This is a genomic window from Burkholderia sp. Nafp2/4-1b, assembly GCF_003635165.1.
Classification (GTDB): Bacteria; Pseudomonadota; Gammaproteobacteria; order Burkholderiales; family Burkholderiaceae; genus Burkholderia.
Map to the genome: position 1 here is coordinate 191658 of NZ_ML058605.1, position 20712 is coordinate 212369.

General features: G+C 69.4%; 19 protein-coding genes. 8 read left to right on the forward strand and 11 right to left on the reverse strand.

All coding sequences use genetic code 11. The features are described 5' to 3' along the window. Positions 1-12: 12 nt before the first annotated feature. The 4 genes from mdlC (at position 13) to C7H84_RS14915 (ending at position 5751) form a co-directional block, all read left to right on the forward strand. Positions 13-1641, forward strand: coding sequence for a benzoylformate decarboxylase (gene mdlC, locus C7H84_RS14900; protein ID WP_121859502.1), 1629 nt, complete (start codon positions 13-15; stop codon positions 1639-1641). A 29-nt stretch (positions 1642-1670) separates the two neighbouring features. Next, the gene (locus tag C7H84_RS14905; RefSeq protein ID WP_121859503.1) at positions 1671-3122 is read left to right on the forward strand and encodes an aldehyde dehydrogenase; all 1452 of its coding nucleotides are present in this window, start codon (positions 1671-1673) and stop codon (positions 3120-3122) included. A 13-nt stretch (positions 3123-3135) separates the two neighbouring features. After that, positions 3136-4071 carry a 2-dehydropantoate 2-reductase gene (locus C7H84_RS14910; RefSeq protein ID WP_121859504.1) on the forward strand — a complete coding sequence of 312 codons (936 nt, stop codon included), beginning with the start codon at positions 3136-3138 and terminating at the stop codon, positions 4069-4071. A 282-nt stretch (positions 4072-4353) separates the two neighbouring features. After that, positions 4354-5751 carry an MFS transporter gene (locus tag C7H84_RS14915; RefSeq protein WP_121859505.1) on the forward strand — a complete coding sequence of 466 codons (1398 nt, stop codon included), beginning with the start codon at positions 4354-4356 and terminating at the stop codon, positions 5749-5751. A 34-nt stretch (positions 5752-5785) separates the two neighbouring features. On the opposite strand, the gene kynA is transcribed toward C7H84_RS14915, so the two are convergent. The 3 genes from kynA to kynB form a co-directional block, all read right to left on the reverse strand. Beyond that, positions 5786-6712 (reverse strand): tryptophan 2,3-dioxygenase, encoded by a 927-nt coding sequence (gene kynA, locus C7H84_RS14920; protein ID WP_121859506.1) that lies wholly within the window; start codon positions 6710-6712, stop codon positions 5786-5788. A gap of 92 nt (positions 6713-6804) precedes the next feature. After that, positions 6805-8055, reverse strand: a complete 1251-nt coding sequence (gene kynU / locus C7H84_RS14925) for a kynureninase (protein WP_121859673.1) — start codon at positions 8053-8055, stop codon at positions 6805-6807. A 28-nt stretch (positions 8056-8083) separates the two neighbouring features. Continuing rightward, the gene (kynB, locus tag C7H84_RS14930; RefSeq protein WP_121859507.1) at positions 8084-8734 is read right to left on the reverse strand and encodes an arylformamidase; all 651 of its coding nucleotides are present in this window, start codon (positions 8732-8734) and stop codon (positions 8084-8086) included. Between the two features lie 130 nt (positions 8735-8864). Between kynB and C7H84_RS14935 the strand changes: the two genes are divergently transcribed. Further along, positions 8865-9365: an Lrp/AsnC family transcriptional regulator gene (locus C7H84_RS14935; protein ID WP_006477992.1), complete on the forward strand. Its 501-nt coding sequence runs from the start codon at positions 8865-8867 to the stop codon at positions 9363-9365. Here C7H84_RS14935 and C7H84_RS14940 read toward each other — a convergent pair. The 3 genes from C7H84_RS14940 to C7H84_RS14950 form a co-directional block, all read right to left on the reverse strand. Beyond that, positions 9352-9861 carry a flavin reductase family protein gene (locus tag C7H84_RS14940; protein ID WP_121859508.1) on the reverse strand — a complete coding sequence of 170 codons (510 nt, stop codon included), beginning with the start codon at positions 9859-9861 and terminating at the stop codon, positions 9352-9354. The genes C7H84_RS14935 and C7H84_RS14940 overlap by 14 nt on opposite strands. A 186-nt stretch (positions 9862-10047) precedes the next feature. Further along, positions 10048-10713 carry a hypothetical protein gene (locus C7H84_RS14945; RefSeq protein ID WP_121859509.1) on the reverse strand — a complete coding sequence of 222 codons (666 nt, stop codon included), beginning with the start codon at positions 10711-10713 and terminating at the stop codon, positions 10048-10050. Then, positions 10710-12116 (reverse strand): selenium-binding protein SBP56-related protein, encoded by a 1407-nt coding sequence (locus C7H84_RS14950; protein ID WP_121859510.1) that lies wholly within the window; start codon positions 12114-12116, stop codon positions 10710-10712. Before C7H84_RS14950 ends, C7H84_RS14945 begins: the two co-directional genes overlap by 4 nt. Positions 12117-12694: 578 nt before the next feature. Here C7H84_RS14950 and msrA point away from each other — a divergent pair. Next, positions 12695-13258, forward strand: a complete 564-nt coding sequence (gene msrA / locus C7H84_RS14955) for a peptide-methionine (S)-S-oxide reductase MsrA (RefSeq protein WP_121859511.1) — start codon at positions 12695-12697, stop codon at positions 13256-13258. 56 nt (positions 13259-13314) lie between these two features. On the opposite strand, the gene C7H84_RS14960 is transcribed toward msrA, so the two are convergent. From C7H84_RS14960 to pdxH, 3 genes are all read right to left on the reverse strand, one after another. Next, positions 13315-14628: a DUF72 domain-containing protein gene (locus tag C7H84_RS14960; RefSeq protein WP_121859512.1), complete on the reverse strand. Its 1314-nt coding sequence runs from the start codon at positions 14626-14628 to the stop codon at positions 13315-13317. A 23-nt stretch (positions 14629-14651) separates the two neighbouring features. After that, positions 14652-15872 carry a cyclopropane-fatty-acyl-phospholipid synthase family protein gene (locus C7H84_RS14965; protein WP_121859513.1) on the reverse strand — a complete coding sequence of 407 codons (1221 nt, stop codon included), beginning with the start codon at positions 15870-15872 and terminating at the stop codon, positions 14652-14654. Between the two features lie 130 nt (positions 15873-16002). Next, a complete protein-coding gene (gene pdxH, locus C7H84_RS14970; protein WP_121859514.1) occupies positions 16003-16647 on the reverse strand; it encodes a pyridoxamine 5'-phosphate oxidase in 645 nt (214 codons plus the stop codon). 128 nt (positions 16648-16775) lie between these two features. Between pdxH and tcdA the strand changes: the two genes are divergently transcribed. Then, on the forward strand, positions 16776-17633 hold the full coding sequence (tcdA, locus tag C7H84_RS14975; protein WP_121859515.1) for a tRNA cyclic N6-threonylcarbamoyladenosine(37) synthase TcdA: 858 nt from the start codon (positions 16776-16778) through the stop codon (positions 17631-17633). A 103-nt stretch (positions 17634-17736) separates the two neighbouring features. Here tcdA and trxA read toward each other — a convergent pair whose 3' ends face one another. Both trxA and C7H84_RS14985 read right to left on the reverse strand, forming a co-directional pair. Beyond that, the gene (gene trxA / locus C7H84_RS14980) at positions 17737-18585 is read right to left on the reverse strand and encodes a thioredoxin (RefSeq protein WP_121859516.1); all 849 of its coding nucleotides are present in this window, start codon (positions 18583-18585) and stop codon (positions 17737-17739) included. Positions 18586-18637: 52 nt separating this feature from the next. Then, the gene (locus tag C7H84_RS14985; protein WP_121859517.1) at positions 18638-19519 is read right to left on the reverse strand and encodes a pirin family protein; all 882 of its coding nucleotides are present in this window, start codon (positions 19517-19519) and stop codon (positions 18638-18640) included. Positions 19520-19786: 267 nt separating this feature from the next. On the opposite strand from C7H84_RS14985, the gene C7H84_RS14990 reads away from it, so the two are divergent. Then, positions 19787-20665, forward strand: coding sequence for an EamA family transporter (locus C7H84_RS14990; protein ID WP_205611429.1), 879 nt, complete (start codon positions 19787-19789; stop codon positions 20663-20665). Positions 20666-20712: the final 47 nt, after the last annotated feature.

Consider the following 20712-nt stretch of genomic DNA (forward strand, 5'->3'; position numbering starts at 1 on the left):
AGACGCCCGAGCATGTCCGGCACCCCGTCCCATTCCGCCGATCCGGCCGCACCGATCACCGTCCGCGACGCCGTCATCGACCTGTTTCGCCAGTTCGGCATCGACCGCGTGTTCGGCAATCCCGGCTCGACCGAGCTGCCGATGTTCCGCGATTTCCCGGCCGATTTCCAGTACGTGCTCGGCCTGCAGGAAGCCATCGTGGTCGGCATGGCCGACGGCTATGCGCAGGCCACCGGCAATGCGGCGGTCGTCAATCTGCATTCGGCGGCCGGCGTCGGCAACGCGATGGGCAACCTGTTCACCGCGTTCAGGAACCGCACGCCGCTGATCGTCACAGCGGGCCAGCAGGCGCGCGCGATCCTGCCGTTCGATCCGTTCCTGGGTTCGACGCAGGCTGCCGAGCTGCCGAAGCCATACGTGAAATGGAGCATCGAGCCCGCGCGTGCGCAGGACGTGCCGGCCGCGATCGCGCGGGCGTACCGGATCGCGATGCAGGAGCCGCGTGGGCCCGTGTTCGTGTCGATCCCGGTCGACGACTGGGACCAGCCGGCCGAGCTGCTGCCGCGCCGCGACGTGAGCAGCGTCGTGCGGCCCGATCCCGCTGCGCTCGCGCGGCTCGGCGATGCGCTCGATGCCGCGCGGCGTCCCGCGCTGGTGGTCGGCGCGGCCGTCGATCGCGCCGGCGCGTGGGACGACGTCGTGCGGCTCGCCGAAAGGCACCGCGCGAACGTGTACGTCGCGCCGATGTCGGGGCGCTGCAGCTTTCCCGAGGATCATCCGCTGTTCGCCGGCTTCCTGCCCGCGATCCGCGAGAAGATCGTCGCGCGGCTCGACGGGCACGACCTCGTGTTCGCGTTCGGCGCGCCCGCGTTCACCTATCACATCGAGGGCTTCGGCCCGCACGTGCCGCCGGGCGCCACGCTCGTGCAGCTCGTCGACGATCCGGGCATCGCCGCATGGACGCCGTCGGGCGACGCGGTCGTCGGCAACCTGCGGCTCGCGGCGCGCGACCTGCTGGCCCGGCCCGCGCCGCCCGAGCGGCCGATGCCCGCGCCGCGGCCCGCGCGCCCGCGCGCCGAAGCGCCGGCGGGCGGCGAGCGGATGTCGGTGGCGTTTGCATTGCAGACGCTCGCCGACGTGCGCGACGCGCACGACATCGTCGTCGAGGAAGCGCCGAGCGCGCGACCGGTGATGCAGACGTACCTGCCGTTCACGCGCAGCGGCACGTTCTACACGATGGACAGCGGCGGGCTCGGCTACGGGATGCCGGCTGCGGTCGGCGTCGCGCTCGCGCGGCCGGGGAGGCGGGTAATCGCGCTGATCGGCGACGGCTCGAGCCTCTATTCGATTCAGGCGTTGTGGAGCGCCGCGCAGCTGAAGCTGCCGATCGCGTTCGTGATCCTGAACAATCGTCGCTACGCGGCGCTGCAGGAGTTCGCGCCCGTGTTCGGCTTCGGTCCCGACGATCCGGTGCAGGGCACCGATCTGCCCGACCTGGATTTCGTCGCGCTCGCGCAAGGGATGGGGTGCCGCGGCATTCGCGTCGCCGATGCCGCGCGCCTGCACGCGACGTTGACCGATGTGCTGACCGATGCACTGCGGGCCGATACGCCCGTCGTCGTCGATGTCGAGGTTGCTTGACGCGCATGGCGCGTCGTTCCGGAGAATCCATGCAAACCGTATCGATGCTGATCGGCGGCGAACGCCGCCATTCGTCCAGCGGCGCGACCTTCGTGCGCCGCAACCCGCTCGACGGCGAAGTCGCGTCGGCCGCGCCGGCGTGCACCGTCGACGATGCGCGCGCGGCGGCTGATGCGGCCGCACGCGCGTTTCCCGAATGGGCCGCGCTCGGCCCCGGCGCGCGCCGCGCGCTGCTGCTGAAGGCCGCCGCCGCGCTCGAGGCGAAGCACGAGCAGTTCGTCGCCGCGATGGCGGCCGAGACGGGCGCGTCCGCGCTGTGGGCCGGCTTCAACGTGCACCTTGCCGCGAGCGGGCTCGTCGAGGCCGCGTCGCTGACCACGCAGGTCGGCGGCGAGCTGATCCCGTCCGACGTGCCCGGTTCGCTCGCGATGGGCGTGCGGCAGCCGGCCGGCGTCGTGCTCGGCATCGCGCCGTGGAACGCGCCGGTGATCCTTGCCACGCGCGCGCTCGCGCTGCCGCTCGCCTGCGGGAACACGGTCGTGCTGAAGGGCTCCGAGCTGTGCCCCGTCACGCACGGGCTGATCGTCGAGGCGCTGCAGGAGGCCGGGCTGCCGCCGGGCGTCGTCAACTTCGTGACGAACGCGCCGGAGGATGCGGGCGCCGTCGTCGATGCATTGATCGCGCATCCGGCCGTGCGGCGTGTGAATTTCACCGGCTCGACGCGCGTCGGGCGAATCGTTGCCGAAGCGTGCGCGCGCCATCTGAAACCGTCGGTGCTGGAGCTCGGCGGCAAGGCGCCGTTCGTCGTGCTCGACGACGCGGATCTCGACGCGGCGGTCGCGGCGGCTGCCTTCGGCGCGTTCGCGAATTCCGGGCAGATCTGCATGTCGACCGAGCGGATCGTCGTCGACGCGTCGATCGCCGACGCGTTCGTCGCGAACCTCGCTGCCAAGGCCGCGTCGCTGCCGCTCGGCGATCCGCGCGAGGGCCCCGTCGTGCTCGGCTCGCTGATCGACATGAAGGCCGTCGAGCGCTGCAACGCGCTGGTCGACGATGCGCTCGCGCACGGCGCGACGCTCGTGTGCGGCGGGAAGTCGGACAGCACGCTGTTCCCCGCGACGCTGCTCGATCATGTGACACCGGCGATGCGCATCTACGCGGAAGAATCGTTCGGGCCGGTGAAGCCGATCGTGCGCGTCGACGGCGAAGAGGCTGCGATCCGCTGCGCGAACGACAACGCGTTCGGGCTCGCATCGGCCGTGTTCAGCCGCGATGTCGCACGCGCGATGCGCGTGGCCGCGCGCATCGAGTCGGGTATCTGCCACGTGAACGGCCCAACCGTGCACGACGAAGCGCAGATGCCGTTCGGCGGCGTGAAGGACAGCGGCTTCGGTCATTTCGGCGGCAAGGCCGGCATCGCCGCGTTCACGGACCTGCGCTGGATCACCGTGCAGACCGCGCCGCGCCACTATCCGTTCTGAGAGGCTGCCCACGATGAGGATTGCGATTCTCGGTGCCGGTGCGATGGGCTCGCTGTTCGGCGCGCTGCTCGCCGAGCACGGCGAAGCCGTCACGCTGATCGACGTGAACGACGCGCATCTCGATGCGATCCGCCGCGACGGGTTGCGGATCGACGACGATCGCGGTGAACGCCGCATCCGCGCGTTGCAGGCGGTCCGGCCGGAAGCGGCAAGCGCGACGGCGCCCGACACACCGTTCGACCTGCTGATCGTTTTCACGAAGTCGCTGCATACCCGTACCGCGCTCCACGGCGTGCGCGCGTTGCTGACGCCGCGCACGTTCGTGCTCACGCTGCAGAACGGGCTCGGCAACGTCGAGACGCTGAACGCGTTCGTGCCGCTCGAACGGATCCTGGTCGGCGTCACGACCTGGCCGGCCGATTTCGCCGGGCCGGGGCACGTGCGTTCGCACGGTGCCGGCACGATCCGCATGATGACGGCCGACGGCGCCGCGCGCCCGATCGCGGCGACCGTTGCCGATGCACTGTCGCGTGCCGGTCTCGCGTGTTCGCTCGATGCGGACGTGTGGGCCGCGATCTGGGAGAAGGTCGCGTTCAACGCGGCGCTCAACCCGCTGTGCGCGGCGACGGGCTGCACGGTCGACCAGCTCGCGCGCGTTCCGGACGGGCCGCGGCTTGCGCTCGCGATCGCGGCGGAGACGGCCGCCGTCGCGCGTGCGAAAGGCGTCGCCGTGGACGGCGAACGCATCGCGCGCAATGTCGAGCATGCGATTTGCGCGCACCACGGCCATCGGCCGTCGATGCTGCAGGACGTGCTCGCGGGACGCCGCACCGAGATCGACGCGATCAACGGCCAGGTCGTCGCGGCCGCGCGTGCGACCGGCGTCGCGGTGCCGCATACCGACACGCTGCTCGCGCTGGTGAGGCTGATCGACGCACGGCGCGACTGAGGATCAGGCTGGCGGCGGGCTTGCGCCGCACGACGGGAAGCGCGCCTCACATCGGCGCGCGCCCGGCCGACACGGATTGGATCGCACACTGGGGCCGGCGTGCACGCGTCGGCGCCGTCAGTGCAGCACGAGATCCGGGCACGCGCCAGCGACAGCCCGGGCAACTGGAGACGTCATGAAACTCAGCAACCGCCGTTGTCTTGCCGCGCGCCGTTCGCGCACGTTGTCACCGATGCCGCCTATGCAGTCGATGCCGCCGATGTGCGGCGCATGGGAGGTTGCATGAGCACGCGCGACGGAGTGCAGCCGCCGTCGGTCGACATCGGTGCGACGCTCGACGACGGGCCATTCACGACGATGCAGCGTTGCGTGGTGCTGCTCGCCGCGCTCGCGATCGTGCTCGACGGCTTCGACGGCCAGTTGATCGGCTTCGCGATTCCGGTGCTGATCCGCGAATGGGGAATCACGCGCGGCGCGTTCGCGCCGGCGGTCGCCGCCGGGCTGGTCGGGATGGGCATCGGCAGCGCATGCGCGGGGCTCGTCGCCGATCGCTTCGGCCGTCGTCACGCGGTGATCGGCAGCGTATTCCTGTTCGGCGTCGCGACCTGTGCGATCGGCTTCGCGCCGGACGTTGCGACGATCGCGTTGCTGCGCTTCTGCGCGGGGCTCGGGATCGGCGGCGCGCTGCCGACCGCCACGACGATGACCGCCGAATACACGCCTGCGCGCCGCCGCACGATGATGGTGACGGCGACGATCGTCTGCGTGCCGCTCGGCGGGATGCTGGCCGGGCTGTTCGCGCACGAGGTGCTGCCAAGCTACGGCTGGCGCGGGCTGTTCTTCGCGGGCGGCGCGCTGCCGCTCGTGCTCGGCTTCGTGCTGGTGCGTGCGCTGCCCGAATCGCCGCGCTATCTGGCGCGCCGTCCCGCGCGCTGGCCGGAACTCGGCGCGCTGCTGGCGCGCATGCAGCGGCCGGTCGAACCAGGTACCGCGTTCACCGATCTGCGCGATGCACGCGCGCCCGGCGCACGTGGCGGCTTCGGCGCGTTGTTTTCCGGCGGCCAGGCGCGCGACACGATCGCACTGTGGTGCGCGTTCTTCATGTGCCTGCTCGCCGTGTATGCGGCGTTCAGCTGGCTGCCGACGATGCTGGCCGCGAGCGGGCTGAGCGTATCGGTCGCCGGCTCCGGGCTCACCGCGTACAACCTCGGCGGCGTGATCGGCGCGCTGTTGTGCGCATGGGCGATCGCCCATGCGGGCTCGCGCTGGCCGCTCGCGCTGTGCAGCATCGGCGGCGCGGCGAGCGCGGTGTGGCTGATGGGTATCGATGCGGGGCGCCACACCGGCTGGCTGATCGTCGGGCTCGGCCTGCACGGGTTGTTCGTCAACGCGGTGCAGTCGACGATGTATGCGCTCTGCGCGTACATCTATCCGACGGCCGTGCGCGCGACCGGCACGGCGAGCGCGCTCGCGTTCGGCCGGCTCGGCGCGATCTTGAGCGCGTTCGCGGGCGCGATCGTGATTACCGCGGGCGGCGCGACCGCGTACCTGACGATGCTCGCCGCGGCGATGGCCGTGGTGTGCGTCGCGCTGATCGCGATGCGGCGGCACATTCCGCGGCTCACGCGTGAACGCGCGGCGCCGCGCGAAGGCGAGGAGCTGGCCCGCACGTCGTCGTGACGGGCGGGCGCATCGCGTGCGCGGACGAGATGCGTTACAGCGTCGTGCGCACGTGCCAGAGCTCGGGGAACAGCACGACGTCGAGCATCTTGCGCAGATACGGCGCGCCGCTCGTGCCGCCCGTGCCTTGCTTGAAGCCGATGATGCGCTCGACGGTCGTCACGTGACGGAACCGCCACTGACGGAACGCATCCTCGAGATCGACGAGTTCCTCGGCCATCTCGTACAGCTCCCAGTGCTGCTGCGGATGACGATAGACCTCGAGCCACGCGGCCTCGACCGTTTCGTCGTGACGCATCGGCTGGGTCCAGTCGCGCTCGAGCCGCTCGGGCGCGATCGGGAAACCGCGGCGCGCGAGCAGGCGCACGACTTCGTCGTAGAACGACGGCGCCTCGAGCGTCGCGCGCACCTGTTCGAGGATGTCGGGCCGGTGCGCATGCGGCTGCAGCATCTGCACGTTCTTGTTGCCGAGCAGGAATTCGAGCTGCCGATACTGGTACGACTGGAAGCCGGACGACTGGCCGAGATACGGCCGCATCGCCGAATACTCGGACGGCGTCATCGTCGACAGCACGTTCCACGCCTGCACGAGCTGCTCGAGGATGCGCGACACGCGCGCGAGCATCTTGAACGCGGGCGGCAGCGCGTCGGCGCGCACCGCGTCGAGCGCGCCGCGCAGCTCGAACAGCGCGAGCTTCATCCACAGCTCGCTCGTCTGATGCTGGATGATGAACAGCATCTCGTTGTGATCGGGCGACAGCGGGTGCTGCGCATCGAGGATCGAATTCAGCGACAGGTAGTCGCCGTAGCTCATCGACTTCGAGAAATCGAGCTGCGCATCGTGCCAGCCGGCTTGAGCGTCGGCCTCACCCGGCACGTGCGGCGCTTCATGCGCCGGTTGGGCCGCGCGTGCGCCCGAGAACGGGCAGCCCGCCGGCGCAACGTCGCCGGGTGGCTGCATATGACCAGAATTCACGACAATCTCCAGGTTTGAATGACGGGGGCGCGGCGCGCACTCCGCACGTCACTGCGGCGCGCGCCGGGCGAAGCCGATCAGGTCACCGCGCTGCGCTCGGCGAACTCGGGGGCCTTCCACGCGTCGGTGGCGAGGATGTCGCGCAGCGTCTCGACGGCATCCCACACGTCGACGAAGCGCGTATAGAGCGGCGTGAAGCCGAAGCGCAGCACGTGCGGCTCGCGGTAGTCGCCGATCACGCCGCGCGCGATCAGCGCCTGCATTACCTCGTAGCCGTGCGGATGCTCGAAGCTCGCCTGCGAGCCGCGCTGGTGATGCGCGCGCGGCGTGACGAGCTTCAGCGACAGGCCCGCGCAGCGTTCCTCGACGAGCGCGATGAACGCGTCGGTCAGTGCGAGCGACTTGCGGCGGATCGTCTGCATGTCGGTCTGCAGGAACACGTCGAGCCCGCATTCGACCATCGACATCGACACGATCGGCTGCGTGCCGCACAGGAAGCGCGCGATGCCCGGATCGGGCGCGAAGCCCGGCTGCATCGCGAACGGTGCGCGATGGCCCCACCAGCCCGACAGCGGCTGCGAGAAATGCGCGAGGTGACGCTGCGGCACCCACACGAACGCCGGCGAACCGGGGCCGCCGTTCAGGTACTTGTACGTGCAGCCGACCGCGCCGTCCGCACGCGCGCCGTTCAGGTCGACCGGCACCGCGCCGGCCGAGTGCGCGAGATCCCACAGCATCAGCGCGCCCGCGTCGTGCACGAGCTGCGTGACGGCCGGCATGTCGTGCATGTAGCCGGTGCGGTAGTTCACGTGCGTGATCATCGCGACGGCCGTGTCCGCGCCCAGCGCGTCGGGCAGGTCGGCCGGATCGTCGATCAGGCGCAGCTCGTAGCCGCCGCCGAGCTGCTCGATCAGCCCCTGCGCGATATACAGGTCGGTCGGGAAGTTCGAGCGCTCCGACACGATCACGCGGCGCTCCGGCGCGCGTTCGGCCTGATGGCGCAGCATCGCCGACAGCAGCTTGAACAGGTTGATCGAGATGGTATCGGTGACGACCGTCTCGCCCGGCGCGCCGCCAATCAGCGTCGCGAGCTTGTCGCCGAGGCGGCGCGGCAGCGCGAACCAGCCGGCGGTGTTCCAGCTGCGGATCAGGCCTTCGCCCCATTCGGCGCCGATCACCTGCTGCGCGCGGGCGGCCGATGCGCGCGGCTGCGCGCCGAGCGAGTTGCCGTCGAGGTAGATCACGCCGTCGGGCAGCGCGAACTGGTCGCGCAGCGCGCCGAGCGAGTCGTCGCGGTCGAGGGCGAGCGCGTCTTCACGGGTCTTGATCATGATGTGGGTTCGTAGGTCGGGGTAATCAGAAAGCACGGGAAGCACGCGCGGGCAGCGCGCGCAGCACCGCGCGCACGGGGCTCGCGTCGAGCGTCGCGAATTTCAGCGGCAGCGCGATCAGCTCGTAGTCGCCGGCCGGCACGTCGTCGAGCACGATCCCTTCGAGGATCGCCATCCGGTGCGCACGCACGCGGTGGTGCGCATCCATGGTCTTCGATTCCTGCGGGTCGAGCGACGGCGTGTCGATGCCGATCAGCGTCACGCCGTGCGCGGCGAGCAGGTCGACGGTCTCGGGCGCGACCGCGCAGAAGCCGCTGTCCCATTGCTCGACCGCGGCGCGCGCATAGGTGCGCAGCAGCACGCGCGGCGGCACGCCGTCGAGCGCGGCCTCGATGTCGGCCGGCCGCACGACCGGCGACGCGCCGATGCAGTGAATCACGCGGCACGGGCCGAGATAGGTATCGAGCGGCACCGCGCCGATCGGCGCGCCGTCGGCGTCGTAGTGCAGCGGCGCGTCGCAGTGCGCACCGGTGTGCGGCGACAGCGTCAGGCGGGCGACGTTGACCGGCGAGCCGGCCTCCATCCGCCACACGCGTTCGACGGAAACCGGCGTATCGCCCGGCCACACGGGGGTGGCGGGGCTGACCGGCGGCGAGATGTCCCAGAGTGTGTCCATGGCATGACGAAGCGGTGAATCGATGCTTCGAATGATAGGTGGACCCTCGCAGAAAGTGCTTGCGAAATAAACATGGACAATCCGCCGGATTGGCAGATAATTCGAATCAGAGGGAAAACGGGGACCAAAAATGCACGCGATCACGCTCGACGCCACCGACTGCCGGATTCTGGCCGTACTGCAGGAGGAGGGCAGAATCAGCAATCTCGACCTGGCCGAACGCATCTCGCTTTCGCCGTCAGCCTGCCTGCGCCGGATGCGCCTGCTCGAGGAGCAGGGCGTGATCGAGCACTATCGCGCGTGCCTGAGCCGCGAGAAGCTCGGTTTCGAGCTCGAGGCGTTCGTACAGGTGTCGATGCGCAACGAAGAGAATCAATGGCACGAGCGCTTCGCGGAAGCGCTGCGCGAATGGCCGGAGGTGGTCGGCGCGTTCGTCGTGACCGGCGAAAGCCACTATCTGCTGCGCGTGCTCGCGCACAACCTCAAGCACTATTCGGATTTCGTGCTGAACCGGCTCTACAAGGCGCCGGGCGTGATGGACATCCGCTCGAACATCGTGCTGCAGACGCTGAAGGACGAAGCGGGCGCGCCGGTCGGCCTGGCGCGCACCGGGGCGATCAAAGCGGTGTGAGGCCGTGGAAGACGCCGCCGTGGAACACGAGCGGCGGTGCGTCGTCGGTGGCGGCACGCACGCCGCAGCGTTCCACTTCGCCGACGAAGATCACGTGGTCGCCTTCGTCGTAGCGGCTGCGATTGTGGCATTCGAACCACGCGAGCGCCCCGTCGAGCACCGGCATGCCCGAATTGCCGGCCGCGTGCGCGATCCCTTCGAAGCGATCGCCCTTGTACGTCGAGAAGCGCTTGCACAGGTCGAGCTGCGACGCGGCGAGCACGTTCACCACGTAATGGCTGTTGCCGCGAAACACCGGCGTCGACGCCGATCGGTGCGCGAGGCTCCACAGCACCAGCGGCGGGTCGAGCGACACCGAGTTGAACGAGCTGGCGGTGATGCCGATCAGCTGCCCGGACGGCGCGCGCGTCGTGATCACGGTGACGCCCGTCGCGAACTGGCCGAGTGCCTGGCGAAAGGCGGCCGAATCGAAATCCGGCGGGTTGGCTTGTTTCATCAGGCTGCCATCCGGAACGAAACGGACGGACGCGGCGCGCGGCAAAGGCGAGGGGCGCGGCGGACGAAAGGCGACGAGGCCGGGGCGGTCGGTTGGGAAGGGGTGCGCATGGGCCGATTTTAGCGGAATCGCGACCGGCGGGGCCGTGCCGAACGCCGGGATGCACCGTACTTCGCGCGCGGGCCGCTACTGCGCCGCCGCCAGCCCGAGCGCCACCGCGCCCGTCACGATCAGGCTCGATGCCCAGACCGCGTCGAGGTTGAACCAGCTCCGCGCGACGAATTTCAATCCGAGATAGCGATACACGAGCCACGCGAGCACGCCGCCCGCGCTGATCATCGCGGCCGCATGCACGGCCGCGACGACGAGCGCCATCCCCAGATGCGCGTCGACGAGCGTGGCCGCCGCGCGATGGCCGGCGTCCTGGTCCAATCCGCAGAGCCCGAGATAGATCGGCACCAGCATCAGCCCGGCGCCGTGCGCGAGTGCGACCGCGAACGACCACAGCCCGAGCCGTGCGGGGGGAATCCGCGCGAGCGCACGCGGGTGGCGCCGCCGGATCAGCAGCACCGCGCCGAAGCCGATCACGAGCGCGCTCGCGCCGATCCGGATCGCCGTCTGCCACGCGAGCAGCGCGGCGAGCAGCCCGAACGGCAGCATCACCGTGAATACCGCCAGCGCATGCCCAAGCGCCAGATAGCCGAGCGCCGCGACGAGCGCGCCGCCGCGGCGCGTCATCAGCGCGTTCGACACCGCGAGCGGCCAGCCCATCGCCGGGTTGAGCCCGTGATAGACGCCGCTCGCGAGCACCGCCGCCCACAGCGCGAGCGGCGCGGGGAGGCCGGCGTTCAACGCTTGACCGACGGATAGCAGAACGAGTCGGTCGAGCAGTCGCCACCCTCGAGCCGGATCTGGTGCGCGCGATAGCCGTCGGGGAACTCGACCCAGTAGTCGTCGGCGAGCGTCAGCCCGCCGTCGGGCCCCGCGTGCGCGAGGACCTGCGCGGCCGGCACGCCGTCCGGATAGAACTGGTCGTCCCAGGTCGAGTACAGCGAGTTGGTCCAGTACACGCGGCGCCCGTCGCGGCTGATCTCGACCATCTGCGGGCCGCCCGCGAACGCGCGGCCGTTCGAGTGCGGCGCGCGGCGCACGATTCCGCCGATGCGCACCGACCCCGCGAGCACCGGATGATGCGGGTCCGACACGTCGTACTGGCGCATTTCGCCGGTGCCCCAGCACGACACGTACAGGAAGCGATCGTCGAGCGACAGGTCGATGTCCGTCACGAGCGGCGGCACCGCGCCGAAGCCCTTCAGCAGCGGCGGCAGCTCGTCGGCCGCGGCCGGCTCGGCCGGGATCGTCGCGGTTTTCTTCACATGGAACTTGCCGCCTTCGCGCCACCAGGTCCAGATCGATCCTTCGAGATTGGTCGTGTCGACCACGACGCCGACGAACCCGTATTCGCGCACCGGATCGTGCGCGGGCCGCACTTCGAGCGCCATCTGGTGCTGCGCGCCGAGGTCGATCGTCTGCACGTTGCGCCGCGCGCGCAGGTCCCAGAAATGCAGCCGGTGGCCGTACCGGTTCGCGAGCAGGTCGTCCGGCACGATGCCGTTCTCGAACTGCGGCGGCAGCGCCCATTCGCTCGACACCATGTAGTCGCGCGGCAGGTTCCACCAGAAGTCGTAATGCTTGTCCTGCGGGCCGCGGTCGATTTCCCAGCGGCCGAGCACGTCGAAGGTCTCGCAGTCCATGATGAAGATGCCGGGCGTGCCGTCCGTGCCGTCCTCGCCCGCGCCGCCGAGCGTGCTCACGTAGATGCCCTCGGGGCCGCAGTGGACCGTATGCGGCCGCGAGTAGCCGGTCTTCGCGAGGATCTCTTCCGGCTCGATGATCTTGTGGATGCGTGCCTGCGTCGGGTGCGGCTTCGTGTCGATCACGTAGATGCGCGACGAACGCAGGCCCGGGATGATCAGGAAGCGGCGCTCGAGAAATGCGTGGCCGGTGAGCGGCGACAGCGACGACGAGCACGCATTCCAGCCGAAGTGGTGAAACTCGTCGCCGGTGTTCGGCATCGTCACCGTATGCACGATTTTTCCGTAGGTCGACGAGCCGGGTTTCACGTCGATCACGGCCAGCGCATCGGGTCTGGAAAAATCGGGGCTCAGCAACAACGTATACGCAAACTCTTCCGCCGGCGCCTGCATCGCAAGTTCCGGCGAAGCGTGAAAGGTCGGGTCGGGACGCATGTTCATCGTGGTGCCTCGGTCAGAAGTATCGGATCACGGCCGCACGGCCGTTCACTGCGGCGTGCGGGTCGAACGGGTTGCGGGACGCGTATGCGTCGGTGCGTCGGCGGCCGCGTGCGTTCGCAGGACGCGCGCGGTCGTGCATCAGATCGGGGAAGCGGGGAAACGACGTGTGCCGGGCCGCCGCGCACGCGGCGCAATGGGCGCGCTGCGCCGCGACGGTGGAATCGAAGCGCCGGTGCGTGGCGCACCGGCGGTCGGGCCCGCGATGCGGACGATTTCTGTCAAGGCGTGCATAGCGATGTTCCGGCGGATGATGTTGGCATCAGGGCGGGCATGCATCGGACGCTGCGTGCAGCCGGACGCGGTAGCGTCGCGGCGAAGCGTGCCTAAGTGTAGACGAGAAACGCGCGGCGGGGCGGGCGTGGCGTGCGCGGTCCTGCCGGATTCAGGCGCGAGTGAGATACTTGAACGCGTGCCGCGTTGCACCGGGCAACCGGTCAGCGGCGATCCGGATCGGCGGCCACCGGCGCGCGAGCGCGTGTCGGCGTGCCGGTCGCCATCATCAACGAGGTAATGAATTCATGGTGAACGAGATGCTTGAAACCGCGACGCTTGGCGGCGGGTGCTTCTGGTGCACGGAGGCCGTGTTTCTCGACGTCGACGGCGTGACGGCCGTGCAGTCGGGCTACGCGGGCGGCCATACGCGCAATCCCGGCTATCGCGACGTGTGCGACGGCGATACCGGGCATGCGGAAGTCGTGAACGTGACGTTCGATCCGGCGCGCATCGGCTATCGCGAGATCCTCGAGATCTTTTTCGCGACGCACGATCCGACCCAGCTGAACCGGCAGGGCAACGACGTCGGCACGCAATACCGTTCGGTCGTGTTCACGCATTCGGACGCGCAGCGCGACGTCGCGCTCGACGTGATCCGCGAACTGGAGCGCGAGCAGGTGTTCGGCCAGCCGATCGTCACGCAGGTCGTGCCGTTCGACGACAACAACTACTGGCCGGCCGAGGACTATCACCAGAACTATTACGCGCGCAATCCGGGGCAGGGCTACTGCTCGGTCGTGATCGGGCCGAAGCTCGCGAAATTCCGCAAGAAGTTCTCGCACCGGCTGAAGTCGCTGCGCGGCGCGTAACCCAGCACGCAATCGTCTCGTAACCGGCGCGCCAGCCGCGCTAAACGCCACGCTCGTTACGCCGCCTCGCTGCGCCACTGTGCGCACGCGGCGGCGATCTCGCGCGCGAGCGCGATGCACGACAGCGGCGCCGAGCCCTCCGCCTTGTTGTTGATCGTGATGATCACCGGCTGTCCGGCCAGCGCGTAGCGCGCGGCCAGTTCCGCGAGCGCCGAGCGTGTGGCCGGATCCTCGTCGACGAGCTTGTCGAACGGCTCGTACTTTGCTTTCGCCTGTTCGTACTTGAACCCGCCATGCAGGCTCCAGCGCACGATCAGCGGGCCCGGCGCGTCGCCGTCGAGCAGCGCGAGCGCGGCCGCCTGGCGCAGCGGGTCGGGCATCCGCGCATGCAGGCCGACGCAATAGCGCACGCCGAGCGTGGCCAGCGCGCGGATGAAGCGCGGCGTGAGCAGGCACGCGTCGCGGATCTCGATCGCATAGCGCGTGCCGTCGGTGTCCGCAGGCAGCGGCGGCAGCGCCGCGAAGAACGCCGACAGCCGGTCGATCAGCGCGGCCGGGTCGGCGAGCAGTTGATCAGGCATTGGCGAAAACTGGAACACGAGCACGCCGGCCTTCTTGCCCAGCCCGTCGAGGCACGGCTGCACGAACTCCTGCGTGGCGAGCTGCGCGTCGAGGAAGGTCGGGTTCGGGCCGGACGGCTCGCCGCGCCGGCCGCGCACGACCGCGTCGGTGACGGACGCCGGCGCCTTCACGACGAAGCGGAAGTCGTCCGGCACCTGTTGCGCATAGCGCAGGTAGTGGGCGACCGACAGCGGGCCGTAGAACGACCGGTCGAGGCTCACGCTCTTCAGCAGCGGATGCGCGCCGTACGCCTCGAGCCCTTCGCGCGACAGCTTGGTCTGCGCGAAATCGCCGTCGTAGACGATGCCGTCCCAGCCGGGGAAATACCACGACGACGTGCCGAGCCGCACATTCGGCGGCAACGCGGCCGCCGCGTCGGCGACGTCGGTGGAGATAGGAGCGGGCGGCACGCCGCGCCGGCGCAGGCCCTTCCTGGGCGGCGCGGCCGGCGGGGACGGTTCGTCCCACAGCAGGCCGGAGGCGGGGGCAGGTTCCTGGTCTGACGGAGGGCGGGGCGCTGCACGGCCCGCGCGCGCAGGCCGCGGCGCCGATCGTGCCGCGTCGTGCCGATCCGGCGTCACAGGTTCGGCGGCGCGTGCAGCGTGGTCGTCGTCCGCGGGCGCGGCTGCGCGCGTGTCGCCGGGCGCTGCGCCGAACAGGTCGAACTGCCCGTCGGCGTGCGACTCGCCCGGTTCGTCGCGCTGCTGTCGTTGCGGCGGCGGGTTGCGCCGCGTGCTGCCGTCACCCATGCATGCCCAGCGTGAAGTGCCGCCTAGCGCGGCAGCGGGTTTTCGTACATGTAGCGCCGCGACCACGGCAGCGTTTTCGCGCTGCGGCCGGCCTTGCGGCACACGATCTGGAAGATCGACACGTCGTCGTGCTCGAACGCATACGCGCAACCGGCGAGATAGACGCGCCAGATGCGGAATTTCTCGTCGTCGACGAGCGAGCGCGCCTGTTCCGCCTTCGCCTCGAAATTCTCGGTCCAGATGTCGAGCGTGCGCGCATAGTGTCGCCGCAGGCTTTCGATGTCAATCGCCTCCAGCCCGCCGCGCTGCGCCGCTTCGAGCGCGAGACTGATGTGCGGCAGCTCGCCGTCCGGGAACACGTAGCGGTCGATGAATTCGCCGCCGCCGAGCGCCGTCTCGCCGCTTTCCGCGTCGGTCGACGTGATCCCGTGGTTCATCGCGATGCCGTCGTCGGTCAGCAGGTCGCGCACGCGCGAGAAATAGAGCGGCAGGTTCTTGCGGCCGACGTGCTCGAACATCCCGACGCTCGTGATGCGGTCGAACTGGCCCTCGATCTCGCGGTAGTCCTGCAGGCGGATCTCGATCTTGTCCTCGAGGCCCGCGGCCTTCACGCGCGCGGTCGCGAGATCGAACTGGTTCTGCGACAGCGTCACGCCGAGGCACGTCGCGCCGAACTTCTGCGCGGCGCGCAGCACGAGCGCGCCCCAGCCGCAGCCGATGTCGAGCAGGCGCTGGCCGGGCTCGAGCTGGATCTTGGTCAGGATGTGGTCGATCTTCTTGATCTGCGCGGTCGCGAGGTCCTCGTCGCCGTTCTCGAAGTACGCGCACGAGTACACCATGTTCTCGTCGAGCCACAGCTGGTAGAACTCGTTCGAGACGTCGTAGTGATACTGGATCGCCTTCTTGTCGGTGTTCTTCGTGTGATTGAAGTAGCGCTTCACGCGCGCGAGCTTGTTCGCGCTGGTGACCGTGTTGCGCGCGAGCGAGTAGCTGATGTTGATGATGTCCGACAGCCGGCCCTCGATGTCGATCTTGCCCTTCACGTACGCCTCGCCGAGATTGTCGAGGCTCGGTTCGAGCAGCAGCGGCAGCGCGGACGCGCTGTTGACCTTCAGCGTGACCTGCGGCGCGCTGAAGGTGCCGAAATCGAGTTGATCGCCGTTCCACAGCACGAGGCGCGCCGGTATGTTCGCCTTCGCCCGTACTTCATCCGCCCACTGTGCCAGCTTCTTTTCCCAGAACATTTGGATTCTCCTTTTGTTCGTTGAATCGAATACAGCCAAGTATCTTGACCGGCGCCCGCGGCTTGCGACGCGGGCGCCCGGATGCAACACGAGCCATGGCCGGCACGCGCCGGCGCTGCGCCTGCAGCGCTTACGGCGACAGGCGGGAAATCGTCCAGCCCGACGCCGCCGCGGCGTCGCGCGTATAGAGCAGGCGATCGTGCAGCCGCGATGGGCGGCCCTGCCAGAACTCGATCGCGTCGGGCACGACGCGGTATCCGCCCCAGTGCGGCGGACGCGGCGGATTCTCGCCGTAGCGTTCGGCAATCGCCTTCTCGCGCGCTTCGAGCGTCGCGCGGCTGTCGATCACCGCGCTCTGCTCGGATGCCCACGCACCGATGCGCGAACCGAGCGGGCGCGACGCGAAATAGCGGTCGCTTTCCTCGGGGCTGGTTTTCTCGATCCGGCCTTCGATGCGCACCTGGCGCTCGAGCTCGATCCAGTAGAACAGCAGCGCCGCGTGCGGATGGGCGGCGAGATCGTGCCCCTTGCGGCTTTCGTAATTGGTAAAGAAGACGAACCCGCGCTCGTCGACAGCCTTGATGAGCACAATTCGGGCCGACGGCCGGCCGTCGGCGCCGACGGTGGCGAGCGTCATCGTGTTGGGCTCGGGAAGCTTGGCGGCGAGCGCCTCCTTGAACCAGCGATCGAACTGGGCGAAGGGGTCGCGGGCGGCGTCGGCTTCGTCGAGCGAAGCACGCGAATAATTGATGCGGAGATCGGCGAGAGTCGTCATGTTATGCAAACGCTTCAATCGGGGGCCAGTATAGCGAACGCGCGAGAATCGTGCGGGCACAGTGGCGCGTGGCGGCGGGGAGTTCAGGCAAAATAGAGGGCTGCTCGACTTACGTTTACCTTGCTGCCATGTCCGCCGCCGACGCTGCCCCGCTCAGTTCCTCTGATCTTACCCTGACCCCGACAATCCAGCTTGACGTGGATCGCGAGCGCCGCTTCGGCGGCATCGCGCGGTTGTACGGCGCACCCGCGGCAGCCGCGTTCGAGCGCGCGCACGTTGCCGTGATCGGCATCGGCGGCGTCGGTTCGTGGACAGCAGAGGCGCTCGCGCGCAGCGCGATCGGCACGCTCACGCTGATCGATCTCGACAACGTCGCGGAAAGCAACACCAACCGGCAGATCCACGCGCTCGACGGCAACTACGGCAAGCCGAAGGTCGACGCGATGGCCGAGCGCATCGCGCTGATCGATCCCGCGTGCCGCGTGAACCGTGTCGAGGATTTCGCGGAACCCGACAACTTCGACGCGTTGCTCGGCGGCGGCTTCGACTACGTGATCGACGCGATCGACAGCGTGCGCACGAAGGTCGCGCTGATTGCATGGTGCGTTGCGAAAGGCCAGCCGCTCGTCACGGTCGGCGGCGCGGGCGGCCAGCTCGACCCAACGCGCATCCGCATCGACGATCTCGCGCTGACGATCCAGGATCCGCTGCTGTCGAAGGTGCGCGCGCAGTTGCGCAAGCAGCACGGCTTTCCGCGCGGGCCGAAGGCGCGCTTCAAGGTCAGCGCCGTGTATTCCGACGAGCCGCTGATCTATCCGGAAGCGGCCGCGTGCGACATCGAGGACGGGGCGGAGCCGTCGGCGGCCGCGCATGTCGCGGGGCTCAACTGCGCAGGGTTCGGTTCGAGCGTGTGCGTGACCGCGAGCTTCGGGTTCGCGGCCGCCGCGCATGCGCTGCGCGCGATCGCAGCGCAAGCCGCCGGCTGATCGGCGCAGCGTCCTATCCGAAGAGCAATGGTGCGGCGCGGCAGGAGCGCCGCGCGCGATGGCGTAGATGGGCCGGGCGGTTGCAGCCCGGCCGGCCGCTGGATCAGTTGAGCGCCATGCTCAGCTTGCGTCGCCAGGCGGCGACGAGCTCAGGGCGATCGCCCGCCAGCTCGAACACGGAAATCATCGTGCGGCGGCCCAGATCGTCGCCATACGCGCGGTCGCGCAACACGATTTCCAGCAACTGCTCGAGCGCACCTTCGTACGCACGTCGCGCGATCAGGCTCTGCGCGAGGTCGAAGCGTGCTTCGAGATCGCCAGGGTTCGCCGCGATGCGCGCTTCGAGCGCGTCGGTCGGCGGCAGGTCGGCCGTCGCGTCGAGCGCATCGAAACGGGTCTTGATCGCGTGGTAGCGCGGATCGCCGCTCTGCACCGTCTGCGGCGACAGGCGTTCGGTCTCGGCGCGCGCGACCTCGACCTGGTTGTTCGCGAGCAGCAGTTCAATCAGGTCGAGCCGTGCATCGTCGAAGCCGGGGTTCAGCGCGAGCGCCGCTTCGAGGTGGGTGATCGCGTCCTCGTAACGCGACTCGGCGATCGCGTATTGTGCGGCGCGACGCTCGGCCTCGTCGGGCGCCGGCAGCAGCCGGTCGAGGAACGCGCGCAACTGGCCTTCCGGCAGCACGCCGATGAACTGGTCGACCGGGCGTCCGTCGGCGAATGCGATCACGTGCGGGATGCTGCGCGTCTGGAAGTGCGCGGCAAGCTCCTGGTTCTCGTCGACGTTCACCTTCACGAGCTTCCAGCGGCCTTCGTAGTCGGCTTCGAGCTTCTCGAGCAGCGGGCCGAGCGTCTTGCAGGGGCCGCACCACGGCGCCCAGAAGTCGACCAGCACGGGCGTGTCGAGCGACGCCTCGATGACGTCTTTCTCGAAAGTGGCAAGCGTGGTGTCCATGTCGTTCTCTTCCGTTCGAATGTCGTCAGGATGGGGGCGGCGCGCGCGTTTTTCAACGCGGCTTCGATTCGGGCAGCGGAATCCACTCGGTTTCGCCCGGCACCTTGCCCATTTCCTGGTTCGTCCACGCGAGCTTCGCGCGCTCGATCGCGTCGCGGCTGCTGGCGACGAAATTCCATTCGATGAAGCGTTCGCCGTCGATCTTGTCGCCGCCCAGCAGCATCGCGCGCGCGCCGTTGCCGCTGGCGAGCGTGACGCTCGCGCCCGGCGCGAGCACGGCCATCTGCTCGGGCGGCACCGGCGTGCCGTCGATCGTCAGGTCGCCGTCGACCACGTAGACCGCGCGCTCCTCGTGCGACGCGTCGAGTGCCAGCGTGCCGCCGGCCGCGAATTCGGCGGCGACGTACAACGTGCGCGAGAACGTCGTGACCGGCGAGCGCAGCCCGAACGCGTCGCCGGCGATCACCGTCAGCGCGACGCCGTTTTCATCGCGCTTGGGCAGCGTGTCGGCCGCATGGTGCTCGAACGACGGCTCCGTGGTCTCGTGGGCGACCGGCAGCGCGACCCAGGTCTGGATCCCGTGCACCGTGTGGCCGTTCTCGCGCTGCGCGTCGGGCGTGCGCTCCGAGTGGACGATGCCGCGGCCGGCCGTCATCCAGTTCACGTCGCCCGGCACGATTTCCTGCAGCGAGCCGAGGCTGTCGCGGTGCAGGATCGCGCCGTCGAACAGGTAGGTGACGGTCGCGAGCCCGATGTGCGGGTGCGGGCGCACGTCGAGCCCGGTGCCGGCCGGCAGCGCCGCGGGCCCCATGTGATCGAAGAAAATGAACGGACCGACGAGGCGCGCGGCAAGCGCGGGCAGCGTGCGGCGCACCTGCAGGTTGCCGATGTCGCGGATGTGCGGCTTCAGCAGGGCTTTGATCGGAGCGGTCATGGCGGGCCTCGTGGGGAACGGCTGGAATGCCGGTCATTGTACTGGCGGGGGGAGCGACGCGCGTGCGGCATGCACGGGCGCCACGCGGCGGCGGCGGCGGCGCGAGCGGGTACGCGCGATGCTCATCCTGGCGCCGCTTCGTCGCCGCGCGCGGCGGATTCCACGCGCACCGTGCGGGTATCGGGCCGTGCGCCGAAAGCCGGTAGAGAAAGCCGGTAGACTGACCGGCTTCAGAACAACCATTCGACAATCGAGGAGACGCCGATGATGGCCCCGAAGGACCTGCTGCTCGCGCTGATCGTGATCCTGGCGTGGGGCGCGAACTTCGTCGTGATCAAGGTCGGCCTGCACGGGATGCCGCCGATGCTGCTCGGCGCGCTGCGCTTCACGCTCGCCGCCGTGCCCGCGGTGTTCTTCGTGCGCCGGCCGCGGATTCCGTGGCGCATGCTGCTCCTGTACGGTGCGACGATCCAGCTCGGCCAGTTCGTGCTGCTGTTCACCGGCATGTACGTCGGCATGCCGGCCGGCCTCGCGTCGCTCGTGCTGCAGTCGCAGGCGTTCTTCACGCTCGTGTTCGCGATGCTGTTCCTCGGCGAGCGATTGCACGTGCGGAACTTGATCGGCCTCGCGATCGCCGCGGCCGGGCTCGTCGTGATCGCGGTGCAGGGCGGCGGCGCGATGACGCTCGTCGGCTTCCTGCTGACCCTCTGCTCGGCCGCGATGTGGGCGTTCGGCAACATCGTCACGAAGAAGGTCGGCAACGCCAATCTCGTGTCGCTCGTCGTATGGGCGAGCCTCGTGCCGCCGGTGCCGTTCTTCCTGCTGTCGCTGTGGTTCGAGGGGCCGCAGCGGATCGGGGCCGCGCTCGCCGGGCTGAACGGCGCGTCGATCTTCGCGGTCGTGTATCTCGCATTCGTCGCGACGTTGCTCGGTTACGGCTTGTGGAGCCGCCTGATGTCGCGCTATCCGGCCGCGCAGGTCGCGCAGTTCTCGCTGCTGGTGCCGATCGTCGGGCTCGCGTCGTCGGCGCTGCTGCTCGACGAGCAGCTGACGCGCGCGCAGCTGATCGGCGCCGCGCTCGTGATGGGCGGGCTTGCGGTGAACGTGTTCGGCGGGAAGCTGATGCGCCGCTTCGCGGCGTCGTGACGCGCCGGCACGCAGTGCGTGCCGGCGGCGGGAGAGCGGGGCTTGCG